A 13,015-nucleotide genomic window follows, 5' to 3' on the forward strand; every position below is an offset into this window, starting at 1 on the left:
CGAAGATCGAATATGCTCACCTCTGTGCGCAACTACATCGAGTACGTGAAGACATCGACGCTGGCCAGACTGATTGCGGTTTACGCAGTGCTGGCGCTGCTGTTTCTCCTGGTCCCACCGCTGCGGAACCTCCTGGTTTCACTGCCCTGGCTTGGCCCGGTTCTGGTACTTGTCGGCGCACTGACAGCCATGTACCTGGCAGAGCGTGGCAAGACCGAGCTTGATGCCGTCACGACAGACCGCGACCGGATCAGTGGCTCACTGACCGAGGCCCAGGGCGAACGTCGCAGGCTGGCAGAGGAGCTAGCCGGTTTCAGGCCGATAGTCGATGAGACATCCGCCGACACCACCAGCGCAAACGCCATCATGTCGCTGTTCCCCAACAACACCGGCTTCGTACAGTGGCTGCGGATTACGCCGACGTTGACCTCCTGGTATGCAAGTGACATCTCCGCACTGTCGGAATTCGTCCGTTCCCACCAGGACACAGAATTCGAGAACACAGCGGTCCACACAGCATTTCTGAACTTCCGGAATGCCGCTGTCGCGCTCAACGACTGGTTCCGGGCCGAGGGTGTCGAGACGGACGATGTGCTGACCGCACGCGATGGCGACAGGCACTTCACCCTGCGCGAAGCAAGCGCCCGCGAAGCCGGATGGGGTGGATTCAGCGCGGCACGCGCGGAGTCGGAGCAGCTTGCGGACATCTTTCGCAACGAGTTCCTTGCCTTCGAACGCGTCGGACTCGAGCAGGGCACGCTCGACCCCCGCCGGCCCCAACCGCATCCCGCAACGGGCGCCTAGTCGAGTTCTTTTCTCGCAGTCTCGGCCATCCGGAGGTAGACGATGAAGGAAACGACGGCCAAAGCTGCCGCGTACCAACCGAATAGCTCCGGCCTGCCGACGTCCTTGAACAGCGTCCCCATGAACGGCGCAGTTCCGCCGAACGCCGCAACCGTCAGGGAGTACGGGAACCCGATGCCGGCTGCGCGCACCCGAGCCGGGAACAGTTCCGCGTTGACCGCCACGCCGATCGAGGTATAGCCGGTCACGACGACCATGCCGGCAAGGGTCAGAAGCAGAAGCCCGGCAAATGACGGGCCGGAGCGAACGTAAGCCAGAGCCGGCACGATTCCGAGCGCGAAGATGCCGGAGAAGGCCAGCAGTAACGGTTTGCGGCCGACCCGGTCGGAGAGAATTCCGAAAACAGGTTGGATCAGCGCGAAGAAGATCAGAGCGATTGTGCTCACCAGCAAGGCCTTCGCCGGGTCGACACCGCCATTCTGCTGCGCGTAGGTGGGCAGATATGTCGTCCACGTGTAGTAGGCGATGGTTCCGGCAATCGTCACGCCACAGATGAGCAGGGATGCCTTCGGATGATGGATGATCGCCTCGAACAACTTCGGCCGATCCTGTTTCTTCTCCGGTACTGCCGTGGTTTCGCTCGCTGTGCGCCGAATCACCAGACCGACGAGGCTCAGAACCGCGCCCAGCACAAACGGCAGTCGCCAACCCCACGAGGTGAGGTCGGCTGAGGACAGGCTGACGGCGAGGATCGCGGCGAAACCGGAGGCAATCAGCTGGCCGATCGTAGTCGACACGTACTGGAACGACGCGAAAAGCCCGCGACGCCCCGGCGGCGCACTTTCCACGAGGAAGGTGCTGTTCGCGGCGAACTCGCCGCCGACGGAGAAGCCGCCAATCAGCCGCGCGAGCACCAGCAGAATCGGCGAAAGCACTCCTACCTGCGCATAGGTCGGCACAATCGCGATCAACAGGCTACTCGCGCCCATCAGCAGGATGGTCAGGGTCAGGATGTTCTTGCGGCCGAGCTTGTCGGCCAACGAACCAAGGACCAGCCCGCCGACCGGGCGCATGAAAAAGCCGACTGCGAAGACGGCGAAGCTGCTGAGCAGGCTGGCAACCTTGTCATCCGTGTGGAAAATCTGCGCGGAGAAGAACACGGCAAGGAACGAATAGGTATACCAGTCGTACCACTCGACGACGTTGCCGACCGAGGCAGCGACGATCTGGCGGCCGCTGCGGCGCTGCGCTTCGGAGCGCGGGGACTTGGGAATAGGGGATGCAATAGTCACGGTGCGTACCTTACCGGCTAGTCGGCCAACACGATCCGGTCGCTGCACATTTCGTAACCACCCGGCGGGCACGTCAGGCCTGCCGCGGCTCCCCTGACCGGCCGATGTGTACCAGGTGCACTCCCTTGCGCAATATTCGAATGCATGTTCGAATGACATCATGCGATGGGACGGGCAGAAACTATCAAGCGACGACGCCGGAGCACTGCCCGGCATGACTGCACTTCAGGGCTTCGTCCGGTCGGTGCAGACGCCCGAGTTCGCCGGCGTCACATTTCACGAGGTCCACGCGAAGTCCGCGCTGAACAAGGTCACCGGCGAGTCGGATATGCCGTTCGGCTGGACAATCAATCCGTACCGCGGCTGCCTGCATCAGTGCGTGTACTGCTTTGCCCGAAACACCCACACCTACCTGGACTTCGACGCCGGCAGCGGCTTCGACACCCAAATCGTGGTCAAGACCAATATCGGGGAAGTTCTGCGACGCGAACTGGCAAAACCGTCCTGGCGGAACCAGCATGTCGCACTCGGCACCAACACAGACCCCTATCAGCGCGCCGAGGGCAGGTATCGACTCATGCCCGGGATCATCGAAGCACTTGCCGGCGCCGGCACACCTTTTTCTATTCTGACCAAAGGCACCCTGATTCGGCGCGACCTGAAGATTCTTGTCCAGGCGGCCGAGCGAGTGCCAGTGGGAATCGGTATCTCACTCGCCCTGCTTGCACCCGAACTGCAGGATCGTCTCGAGCCTGGCACACCCTCTCCGCGTGCCCGGCTGGAACTGATCAAGGCGATTACGGATGCCGGCCTGCCGTGTGGCGTCTTCATCGCCCCGGTCCTTCCATGGCTGAACGACAACACGGAACAACTCGACCAGTTGCTGGCCGGCCTAGCCGGCGCGGGCGCGACCGGCGTGACAGTGAGCGCCCTTCACCTGCGCCCGGGCACGAAGGACTGGTTCATGCAGTGGCTGGGGCGAGAACACCCCGAGCTGGTGGAGCGCTACGAATCGCTCTACGCCGCCGGCGCCTATGCGCCCAGGACTTACCGCGACCGATTGCGCGACACGGTTCGGCCACTGTTGACCAAGCACGGTTTTAACCGCGATGCGAACATCGAGCCGCGACGACTCAGCCGGCGGACCGGATTTCCAGCCGGATTGCATCCCCAGAACAAAGACGCTCCGCGAGAGACAGCAAATCCCGCACTGTTCTGAAGCCACTCCCCCCTGGCCAGCTGGGCGGAATCCCGATTGCATGTTAGGTTTACCTTGCCTAATTTCATGAAGGAGTACCGATTGTGACCACCCGTCGAAAGTTCATCCGGCGTTCCGCCAGCGCGGCCGCGGCCGCGCTGGCCATTTCCGTTCTCGCAGCCTGCGGAGGCGGAACCGCACCCGAGGCCGGCCCAGCCGAATCCGGCGGCCCGTTCCCGGTGACCATCAAGAATGTCTTCGGCGAGACGACTATCGAGCAGCAGCCACAGCGCATCGTCACGCTTGGCTGGAATGCCCAGGACGTCGTTTACGCTCTCGGCCAGACGCCGGTCGGCATGCCGTCCTATGCTTACGGCGCCAACAAGGACGGCGTAATGCCGTGGACGGCCGAGCACTACAAGAGCTCCGAGACAACCCTGTTGGATACCGCCGACGGACCGCCCTACGAAGAGATCCTCTCGCTCGAACCGGACGTCATCCTCGCACCATACGAGGGTTTCGACGACGCGGCGTACAATAAACTGTCCGAGATCGCGCCGACCGTCGCTTACCCGGACAAGGCCTGGCAGACCAGCTGGCAGGATCAGACCACCATCATCGGCAAAGCAATCGGCAAGACCGACGAGGCCGAGAAGCTAGTCGAAGAGACCACTCAGAAGATCGCGGCCGCAGCCGAACAGCACCCGGAATTCGCCGGAAAGACCGTGTCCGTTCCGTACTTCGGCAAACAGCTCATCAATGTATACAAGCCGACGGATCCACGGGTCCAGCTACTCAATGAACTCGGTTTCCGGAACGCTCCGGGAGTTGAGAAAATCGTCCGCGAAAGCAAGGACGAGAACTTCTACGCCGACGTCGCCTGGGAGAAGGTTAATCAGGTCGATGCGGACGTGATCGTCGGATATGTCGATGACATGTCCATCGAAGAATTCCACAAGAACGACCTCACCCGACAGCTCGGCGCCGTGAAGAACCACAGCGCTTTGATACTGGACGACACACAGGTGATCGCCGGTCTGAGCCAACCATCCGTGCTCAGCGTTGACTGGACACTGGAAAAGATCCTCCCAGAGCTCAGCAAGGCAGCCAACGGCGAACTATAGCGACCAGAAAACCGGATCGGGTATCGCAGCAGGGATGTTCGCAGGCTTCACATCGGCATCCTTGCAACGGCGAGATCACGCTACGCGCTAGAGACGCACAACGCCCTGGAGCGGATACGAAATCCGCCCCAGGGCGTTGCGCCGCCGAAAGCTACTTACTCACTAGGAGCCACAAAAGCCACGTCGAGGTTGATCGCTACCTTGTCGCTGACCAGGACGCCACCGGCCTCAAGTGCCGCATTCCAGGTTAGGCCGAATTCCTTGCGACTGATCACAGTGTTTGCGGAAATGCCGGTGCGCGTGGTTCCGAAAGCATCGACCGCAACTCCGTTGAACTCCGCATCGAATGTGACCGGCTTGGTGATTCCGCGGATTGTCAGGTCACCGGCGAGCTTGAAGGCTTCGCCGTCACCGCTAAGTCCGGTGGACGCAAACGAGAGTTCCGGGAACTTGGCGGTATCGAAGAAGTCCTCGCCACGGACATGGGCGTCGCGGTTGTCGTCGCCGGAATTGAAGCTGTCGGCTTTCGCGACCGCAGTCACACTTGAATCGGCGAGAGAGTCGCCAACATTCAGGCCAGCCTCGACCAGGTCGAAGCTACCCCGAACCTTGCTGATGCCCGCGTGACGAACGGCAAAGCCGACCTCGCTGTGTGCGCCGTCGAGGGTCCAGGTGCCTTTTGTCAGTCCGGATGGAACGGTCATCGATGTACTCCTTGTGTTCGTGGTTCCTTAGGCGGTTCATGCTTATGCATCAACTCTACCGCACTTAGTTGAAGTGTCAACTAATCTTCTAACACCGTGCCGCGCCTCGCTATTCCAAATCTGATGGCGACCTGGCTATTCCAAACCTGATGGCGACTATGCGCCGAAGACCCGCAGCTCGATCCGGCCGGCGTTGACCGACCCGCCAACCACCGCCCGCGCCTGCTCGGCGACCGGCTCCGGGCTCAGCGCTTTAAGGTATTCGCGATGTTCGGCGAGCGACGCGATGGCGGCGTCAACCGACTCCTGGCGCAGAGCCACATAGTGAGTAGGTGCCGTCCCCGCCAGAGCGACATACTTGACGCCCTGCCACGGGGAAAGCCGCGCGCTGCTCAGCTCGGGAAAGATCCATTCATTTGCCGCGTCCGCCACCGCGTCCATGACCGAGATCCCCATCGCCCGATGGTCCGCGCTGTTCCAATACAGACCCTCGAACGTGTCGTCGTAGCTCAGTGTGACGACCAGCTCGGGCTGATGCCGACGGATTGCCGCGGCAATATCGCGCCGTAGTGCGAGCCCGGACTCGAGGCGCCCGTCCGGGTAATCGAGGAACTCCAGCTCGGACACTCCGACGTGCGAGATAGCCGCTCGCTGTTCCTCGGTCCGAAGGCCGGCGGCTACTGCCGGCGGGGTCCCCGCAATTCCCGCTTCGCCCCTGGTGGCAAGCACGTACCGCACGTCTTTGCCGCGTGACGTCCATTCCGCAACTGCCGCTGCGACACCGTACTCGGGATCGTCCGGGTGCGCCATCAGGACCAGCGCCCGGCTCCAGTCGTCAGGCATTTCCGCACGGTCGGCCATCTTGATCTTCTCCTAGTTCGCCCTGCCAATTGAAGCGCCGTGCCCAGCACCGAACCCGGCAAAGCGCCGTGCCCGGCAAAGCGCCGTGCCCGGCAGACAGTCCTGGTACTACAGCGCCGTCGCCAGAATGGCGACGAATTCGACGATGCCCAGCACGACCAGCAAGACCGTGCCGACCAGCGAGGCCACCACAAGGTAGCCGGTCCACGGCAGCCGCGGGGGAAGAAACGGGCGCAACCGCGGGAACTCGGTGAAGCGCTCAAAGAGCCCCTGCATGCCATTCATCGCGTGCCGAACCTGTTTGAACCTGCCGAACAGCCCAGGGTTGTTCGCACCGAGGTCCCGGACCTCGTGCACCGTCGAACGGGCATCCTTCCACGCGTCGGCGAGGTCGAGCCCACGGCTGATCTCGTCCTCCAACGACTGAGCTGACGATACTGCCTTGATCGCCGACCTCCGGAAGAGCAGCAGCACTACCGGGCCGGCTATCAGCAGCGCCGTGATGATGGCGCCAACGACGAGCCAGGTGCCGCCGAGAATGAACGCGAATATCAGCGCGAAAGCCGCCGGGACGAACGGAAGCACCCCCACCGCCAGCAGCGGAAATTTCAGCAGCGCGACGGCGACGGTCAGTGCGCGGACCAGCTCGCGGACAACTGGCGAGGTGGTACCCGACCCGGCTGATCGATCATCTGCGGAACCGACGACGACACCCTCGATCGGCTCATCGGTCGCCCCGACCGGCTGATTCGGATCGGGCGCATTTAGTTCAGTCACCTAAGTCTCCTGAGGGTTGGTTCACAGCCATTTCGGCGCCGGAGGCACCTTGCCGTCCGGCGAGGTGACGTTTCCGATTCCGCGGCCGGTTGCCCAGCCGGCGACATCGGCAAGTTCCCCGGTTACGACAATTCTGTTGTCGGCGGTTGAACGAACCACCGCTGGTGAATCGTTCCATTCGTCCGGCAACTCGAGCGCCAGGCCCCGCGACTCCCAGCCTTCCGCAATGGTTTCCAGGACGCGGGTCAGCACATCGGGAGGAACGGATTCGAAGCCGGCACCGGCAGCAAGGTCCACGGCGTGTACCCAGAGTTCAACAGCGCGCTTCCAGGCAAAATACCGATACTCTACCCAGTCACCCTGCCGGGTCTGCACCTGCGCCCGCCAGTTGTCATCCGTCAGCCTCGACCACTTTTCTTCAAGCTCGGCATTGGCATGATGGTAGAACTCGCGGGCCCGCGCAGGTTCCCAGGCTGCGCCAGCCGCGATCTCCTGATCGCGACTGGATTCCGATGGGTACATCCGGGTTTCCTCGCCGGTGAACGCCCAATCGGCGAGACGGCCGATGGCATTCGCGTTGAAGCCGACATGCACCAGCACGTGCTGCCGGGTCCAGCCCGGTAGCAGACTCGGCTCGCGAAGCTCCTGATCACTCAGGCTGGCAAGATGTGCATCAAACGCGGCTTCGGCGTCGTCCACCTGAGATAAATTCACAGCACTCATAGCTGAACTCTAAGCCATGCCAATCGCGTTCTACTGCCACCATTCGTCGAACATCGATGCGGGCACCTGACGCTTGTGTGCGGTGGCAAGATAGCGGCGGCCGATGGCATCCGCGATCACGGTCGGAACCGTGCGACCCTCGAGGTAACTGTCGATCTCCTGATAGCTCAGACCGAGGTTTGCCTCATCGGTCTGGCCGGGATCATCGTCGAGCAGGTCGGCGGTCGGCGGCTTCAGGTAGAGGCGCTCCGGTGCGCTGAGCTCCTCAAGCAGCGTGCGCCCCTGCCGCTTGGTCAACCCGGCCAGCGGAAGCACATCCGTTCCTCCGTCGCCGTACTTGGTGAAGAAACCGGTGACGGCTTCGGCAGCATGATCCGTGCCGACGACGAGCAGGCCATGTTGGCCGGCAAGGGCATATTGGGCGATCATCCGGGACCGGGCCTTGACATTGCCCTTGTTGAAATCGCTGATGCGTTCACCGGTTGCCTCGGCGTATTCCTCCGCCACGCCGTCGACGCCGGCGCGGATGTTGAAGGTGAGGTCGAAGTCCGGCTTGATGAATGACAGCGCGAGCTGCGCGTCGTCTTCATCGTGCTGCACACCGTAGGGCAGCCGGACTGCGGTGAATCTCGCTTCGGCGCCCTCGGCGCGCAGTTCCTCGACGGCGAGCTGCGCCAGCCGGCCAGCAAGCGACGAGTCCTGTCCCCCGCTGATGCCCAGAACGAACCCACTCGCTCCCGACTTCCGCAGGTATGCCTTGAGGAAGTCGATGCGGCTCCGAATCTCTTCGCCCGCGACGATCGACGGCTTGACGTTGAGTGCGGCGATTATCTGGCTCTGTAGGTCTCCCATAGACAGAAATCTACCGCCTGAGCCCTGGCTGCCGCACGGCGACGGGCTAAGGAGAACGCATCGAGCGCGCCGGGACCGGTAGGTCCCGACACGCTCGATGCCGCTATGCCGCGCTGCTTAAAGCGGCATGCCGATGTACTTGGTTTCCAGGAATTCCTCAATTCCCTCGGAACCGCCCTCACGGCCAAGACCGGAGGACTTCATGCCACCGAATGGCGCCGCCGGGTTCGACACAATGCCCTGATTCAGGCCCACCATGCCGGACTCGATGGCTTCGGAGACCCGGAACGCCCGCTGCAGGTCCTTGGTGAAGACGTAGGAAATCAGTCCGAACTCGCTGTTATTGGCCAGCTCAATCGCCTCGGCCTCTGAGCTGAACGAAATCAGCGGAGCAACCGGGCCAAAGATCTCTTCCTTGTTCACCCGCGCGGAGGTAGGAACGTCGGTCAGGACCGTCGGGGTGAAGAAGAAGCCCTTCCCCTCGGGGGCGGAGCCACCGGTGAGAACAGTTGCGCCCTGACTGATCGCGTCGTCCACAAGTTCGGCAACCTTGCCCTGCTGCTTGGCATCGATCAGCGGACCGACCTGCGTGGCGTCTTCGACACCACGGCCGACCACCAGGGCGCCCATCTTCTCGGACAGCCTCTTGCCGAACTCGCCGATGATGTCCTTGTGCACGTACATCCGGTTGGCCGCAGTGCAAGCCTCTCCGCCATTGCGCATCTTGGCTGCCATCGCGCCGGCGACTGCCTCATCGAGGTCGGCGTCCGGGAACACCAGGAACGGCGCGTTGCCACCAAGTTCCATTGAGCTGCGGAGAACTTTCTCCGCCGCCTGCTCCAGCAACCGCACGCCGACTTCGGTCGAGCCGGTGAAGGAAATCTTCCGGGCGTCCCCGGACCGGATCAGCGGTTCCATCACTCCGCCGGAGTTCGAAGTCGTCACGACGTTGACTACGCCGTCCGGAACACCGGCTTCCTTCAGGATCGCGGCCAGCGCCAGCATGGACAACGGCGTCTGAGCGGCCGGCTTGATCACCGAGGTGCAGCCTGCTGCGATTGCCGGGCCAAGCTTGCGCGTGCCCATCGCCATCGGGAAGTTCCAGGGCGTGATCAGAATGCACGGGCCCACGGGCTGCTTCGTCACGATGAAGCGCGCGTTGCCGGCAGGCGCCGTCTGATAGTTTCCGGAAATCCGGGTAGCTTCTTCCGAGAAGTGCCGGAAGAATTCCGCGGCGTAGACGATTTCGCCCCTGGACTCTGCCAGCGGCTTGCCCATTTCGAGGGTCATGATCAGCGCGAGATCGTCGATCCGCTCGTGCAGCAGCTCGAATGCCCGCCGCAGCATGTCGGCACGTTCGCGCGGCGATGTCGCCGCGAAGTCCTTCTGCGCCTTCACGGCGGCGTCTAGCGCACGCCGGCCGTCGGCAGGCGTGGCGTCGGCAATCTGGCACAGTACGTCGCCGGTCGATGGGTCCAGCACATCGATCTTCTTGCCTTCGCTACCGTCGACCCATTCGCCGTCGATAAACAATTGATTGGGCGCGGAACCGATAACGGCCGCTTCCCGAGTCGTGTCAGCCACTTGCTGTTCTCCTCAATGAGTCAGGTAAATATTCGCTGGTTAGTCGAGTTCAGACGGTCGGCTCGAAGCACTGGACTAAACGATCACGCTCCTGGAACGATGTTGACGAGTTTGGGCGCGCGCACAATGACCTTGCGCACGGAGCGGCCGTCAAGAGACTTCTGCACGGCCGGTGACTCCAAGGCTAGTTTCTCCAACGCCGAGTCGTCGACATTGGGCACAACCTCAAGGCGGGCCCGGACCTTCCCGGCAACCTGTACCACGCAGGTCACCGTGTCGTCGACCAGATACGTCGGGTCGGCAACCGGAAATGCCTGAAAGGCCAAGGTGGTCTCATGACCCAGCCTGGACCAAAGCTCTTCGGCCAGATGCGGTGCGAGTGGCGCCAGCATCAATACCAGTGGCTCGACGACTTCCCGCGGCGCGATGTTGGACTTGGTCAAGTGGTTCGTCAGGACGATGAGCTTGGCGACAACAGTGTTGAATCGCATCCCGCCCATGTCGTTGCCGACACCTTCGATGGTCTTGTGCAGCAGCCTGCGGGTCGCAACGTCAGCCTCGTCGTCGCTGACCTGCAACTCGCCGGTCTCCTCGTTGACGGCCAGGCGCCAGACCCGCTGCAGGAAGCGTTGCGAACCGACGACGGCGCGCGTCTCCCATGGCCGGGAATCATCCAACGGCCCCATCGACATCTCGTAGACCCGGAACGTATCCGCGCCGAACTCGTCGTACATGTCATCGGGGGTCACCATGTTCTTCAGCGACTTGCCCATTTTGCCGTATTCGCGGTTGACCGGCTCGCCGTTATAGCTGTACGTCGGGTTACCATCGTCATCGATCTCCTCGACGACGTCAGCGGCAGGAACGTAGGAACCCCGGGAGTCGGTAAAGGCGTAGGCCTGGATGTAGCCCTGGTTGAACAGCTTGTGGAACGGCTCCTCGCTGGAAACGTGCCCCAGATCGAACAAGACCTTGTGCCAGAACCGGCCATAGAGCAGGTGGAGCACGGCGTGCTCGACGCCTCCTACGTAGAGATCGACGCCGCCGGCCTCCCCCGCGTTGCGAGGCCCCATCCAGTACTTCTCGTTCTGCGGGTCGGCCAACACATCCTGGTTGTTCGGGTCCGTGTAGCGCAATTCGTACCATGACGAGCCTGCCCAGTTAGGCATGGTGTTGGTTTCCCGACGGTAGCGCTTCACTCCGTCACCGAGATCCAGATCGACATGAACCCACTCGTGATTGCGGCCCAGCGGGGGCTCGGGTTCACTCGTGACATCATCCGGTTCGAACGACTTCGGCGAAAAGTCCGGCACCTCGGGCAGCTCGACGGGCAGCATCGAGTCAGGCAAGGCGATCGCCTGGTTGTCCTCGTCATAGACGATCGGGAATGGCTCGCCCCAGTAGCGCTGGCGGCTGAACAACCAGTCACGCAGCCGGTAGGTGGTGGTCGCGGTTCCGGCGCCCTTGCTGACCAGCCAGTCAATTGCCAACGCCTTTGCCTGATCCTTGGCCAGCCCGTTCAGCGAGATCTCGTCGTTTGCCGAGTTGATCATGGCACCGTCGCCTGTATACGCCCCGCCGTCAAAATCTTCCGGCGGCTGGACGGTGCGGATCACCGGCAGCTCGTAGGTCTCGGCGAAGGCACAGTCGCGGGCGTCCTCACCGGGAACAGCCATAATCGCACCGGTTCCATAGCCGGTCAGCACGTAGTCGGCGATGAAAACGGGAATCCGGGCACCGTTGATCGGGTTCGTGGCAAAAGCTCCGGTGAACACCCCGGTCTTGGCGCGACCATCTGCCTGTCGTTCCAGATCGGTCTTCTCGGCGGCCACGTTGCGATAGACCGACACGGCCTCGATCGGCGAGTGGTAGCCACCGGTCCAGGCGTCCTTGGTGCCTGCGGGCCACTGCTCCGGCACGATGGAGTCGATCAGCTGGTGCTCGGGCGCCAGGACGGCGAAGGTCGCGCCGAACAGAGTGTCCGGCCGGGTGGTGAAGACCTCGAAGGACTCGGGTCCGCTGTGCCCCGCGACATCCGGAATGTCGAAGCGGATTTCGGTGCCGTGCGAGCGTCCGATCCAGTTGCGCTGCATATTGCGCACGGCTTCGGGCCAGTCCACCCGGTCAAGGTCGTCGATCAGCCGATCGGCGTAGGCACTGATTCGCATGTTCCACTGTCGAAGTTCCCGGGTGAAGACCGGGAAGTTGCCGCGTTCGCTTCGGCCTTCGGCCGTCACCTCTTCATTGGCCAGCACTGTGCCAAGTCCCGGACACCAGTTAACCGGCGACTCGCTGACGTACGCCAGCCGATATCCGGACAGGATGTCGTTCTGCTCGCGGCTGCTCAGAGCGTCCCAGCTGCGGCCATCTGGTAGCGGGCGGGAGCCGTCGGCGAACTGCTCGATCAGTTCGGCCAGCGGACGGGCCTGGCCGCGGCCGTCAGCGGCTTCGGGGTCGTACCACGAGTTGAAAATCTGCAGGAAGACCCATTGGGTCCAGCGCACGAACTCAGGATCCGTCGTGGCGAAGCTTCGTCGCGCGTCGTGAGCCAGGCCGAGCCTGCGCAGCTGCCGGCGCATGTTATCGATGTTCTGATCTGTCGTGACCCGAGGATGCTGGCCGGTCTGTACGGCGAACTGCTCGGCGGGCAGACCGAAGGCGTCATAGCCCAGGGCGTGCAGCACATTGTGGCCGGTCATCCGGTGGTATCGGCCGTAGACGTCGGTCGCGATATAGCCCAGCGGGTGGCCGACATGCAGTCCCTTGCCCGACGGGTACGGGAACATGTCCATGATGAACAGCTTGTCCTGCGCCAAACCACCCACATGACCGGCGGAAGGCTCCGCAGCCAGATCGCCGACCGGATTGGGGGCTTCGAAGGTGCCCTCCCGCTCCCAGCGGTCCTGCCAGCGCCGCTCAATCTCAGCGGCCAGGGAGCTCGTGTAGCGGAAATGCGCAGCATCGATCGAAACGCCGGGATCGGCGCCGATGCTCGCGCCACTCCCGGGTACGTCGACTGGCTGGGTGCCTTGCGTCATCTTCGTCCTAAACTCTTCAACTCATCGGTCTGCGTGAAGTGGAAACGTTTCCCCTGGC

Annotated in this window: 11 protein-coding genes; 3 read left to right on the plus strand and 8 right to left on the minus strand. The window is 62.7% G+C overall.

Annotated features, from left to right (window positions below):
* Positions 1 to 12 precede the first annotated feature (12 nt).
* A complete protein-coding gene (locus tag LWF01_RS09180; protein ID WP_349640712.1) occupies positions 13 to 804 on the plus strand; it encodes a hypothetical protein in 792 nt (263 codons plus the stop codon).
* Here LWF01_RS09180 and LWF01_RS09185 read toward each other — a convergent pair.
* Entirely contained in the window at positions 801 to 2,096 is a 1,296-nt protein-coding gene (locus tag LWF01_RS09185; RefSeq protein WP_349640713.1) for an MFS transporter, read from the minus strand. The two genes, LWF01_RS09180 and LWF01_RS09185, sit on opposite strands and share 4 nt — an antisense overlap.
* Positions 2,097 to 2,256: 160 nt before the next feature.
* Between LWF01_RS09185 and LWF01_RS09190 the strand changes: the two genes are divergently transcribed.
* A complete protein-coding gene (locus LWF01_RS09190) occupies positions 2,257 to 3,315 on the plus strand; it encodes an Rv2578c family radical SAM protein (RefSeq protein ID WP_349640714.1) in 1,059 nt (352 codons plus the stop codon).
* A gap of 83 nt (positions 3,316 to 3,398) precedes the next feature.
* The gene (locus LWF01_RS09195; RefSeq protein ID WP_349640715.1) at positions 3,399 to 4,418 is read left to right on the plus strand and encodes an iron-siderophore ABC transporter substrate-binding protein; all 1,020 of its coding nucleotides are present in this window, start codon (positions 3,399 to 3,401) and stop codon (positions 4,416 to 4,418) included.
* Positions 4,419 to 4,573: 155 nt separating this feature from the next.
* Here LWF01_RS09195 and LWF01_RS09200 read toward each other — a convergent pair whose 3' ends face one another.
* The 7 genes from LWF01_RS09200 to leuS form a co-directional block, all read right to left on the minus strand.
* On the minus strand, positions 4,574 to 5,122 hold the full coding sequence (locus LWF01_RS09200; protein ID WP_349640716.1) for a YceI family protein: 549 nt from the start codon (positions 5,120 to 5,122) through the stop codon (positions 4,574 to 4,576).
* A gap of 156 nt (positions 5,123 to 5,278) precedes the next feature.
* Positions 5,279 to 5,983 (minus strand): PIG-L deacetylase family protein, encoded by a 705-nt coding sequence (locus LWF01_RS09205; RefSeq protein WP_349640717.1) that lies wholly within the window; start codon positions 5,981 to 5,983, stop codon positions 5,279 to 5,281.
* A gap of 108 nt (positions 5,984 to 6,091) precedes the next feature.
* Entirely contained in the window at positions 6,092 to 6,760 is a 669-nt protein-coding gene (locus LWF01_RS09210) for a hypothetical protein (protein WP_349640718.1), read from the minus strand.
* A gap of 21 nt (positions 6,761 to 6,781) precedes the next feature.
* Positions 6,782 to 7,483 (minus strand): maleylpyruvate isomerase family mycothiol-dependent enzyme, encoded by a 702-nt coding sequence (locus LWF01_RS09215; RefSeq protein ID WP_349640719.1) that lies wholly within the window; start codon positions 7,481 to 7,483, stop codon positions 6,782 to 6,784.
* Between the two features lie 30 nt (positions 7,484 to 7,513).
* The gene (nadE, locus tag LWF01_RS09220) at positions 7,514 to 8,335 is read right to left on the minus strand and encodes an NAD(+) synthase (RefSeq protein ID WP_349640720.1); all 822 of its coding nucleotides are present in this window, start codon (positions 8,333 to 8,335) and stop codon (positions 7,514 to 7,516) included.
* A 117-nt stretch (positions 8,336 to 8,452) separates the two neighbouring features.
* Positions 8,453 to 9,919 carry an NAD-dependent succinate-semialdehyde dehydrogenase gene (locus LWF01_RS09225; RefSeq protein ID WP_349640721.1) on the minus strand — a complete coding sequence of 489 codons (1,467 nt, stop codon included), beginning with the start codon at positions 9,917 to 9,919 and terminating at the stop codon, positions 8,453 to 8,455.
* Positions 9,920 to 10,002: 83 nt separating this feature from the next.
* Positions 10,003 to 12,957 carry a leucine--tRNA ligase gene (gene leuS / locus LWF01_RS09230; RefSeq protein WP_349640722.1) on the minus strand — a complete coding sequence of 985 codons (2,955 nt, stop codon included), beginning with the start codon at positions 12,955 to 12,957 and terminating at the stop codon, positions 10,003 to 10,005.
* Positions 12,958 to 13,015 lie beyond the last annotated feature (58 nt).

Source organism: Saxibacter everestensis, assembly GCF_025787225.1.
Classification (GTDB): Bacteria; Actinomycetota; Actinomycetes; order Actinomycetales; family Brevibacteriaceae; genus Saxibacter; species Saxibacter everestensis.

What these genes read in the sequence shown, in the direction of transcription:
- LWF01_RS09215 (WP_349640719.1), bottom strand. Translation starts at nt 7,483, where the DNA reads ATGAGTGCTGTGAATTTATCTCAGGTGGACGACGCCGAAGCCGCGTTT.
- LWF01_RS09180 (WP_349640712.1), top strand. Translation starts at nt 13, where the DNA reads ATGCTCACCTCTGTGCGCAACTACATCGAGTACGTGAAGACATCGACG.
- LWF01_RS09200 (WP_349640716.1), bottom strand. Translation starts at nt 5,122, where the DNA reads ATGACCGTTCCATCCGGACTGACAAAAGGCACCTGGACCCTCGACGGC.
- LWF01_RS09205 (WP_349640717.1), bottom strand. Translation starts at nt 5,983, where the DNA reads ATGGCCGACCGTGCGGAAATGCCTGACGACTGGAGCCGGGCGCTGGTC.
- nadE (WP_349640720.1), bottom strand. Translation starts at nt 8,335, where the DNA reads ATGGGAGACCTACAGAGCCAGATAATCGCCGCACTCAACGTCAAGCCG.
- leuS (WP_349640722.1), bottom strand. Translation starts at nt 12,957, where the DNA reads ATGACGCAAGGCACCCAGCCAGTCGACGTACCCGGGAGTGGCGCGAGC.
- LWF01_RS09190 (WP_349640714.1), top strand. Translation starts at nt 2,257, where the DNA reads ATGCGATGGGACGGGCAGAAACTATCAAGCGACGACGCCGGAGCACTG.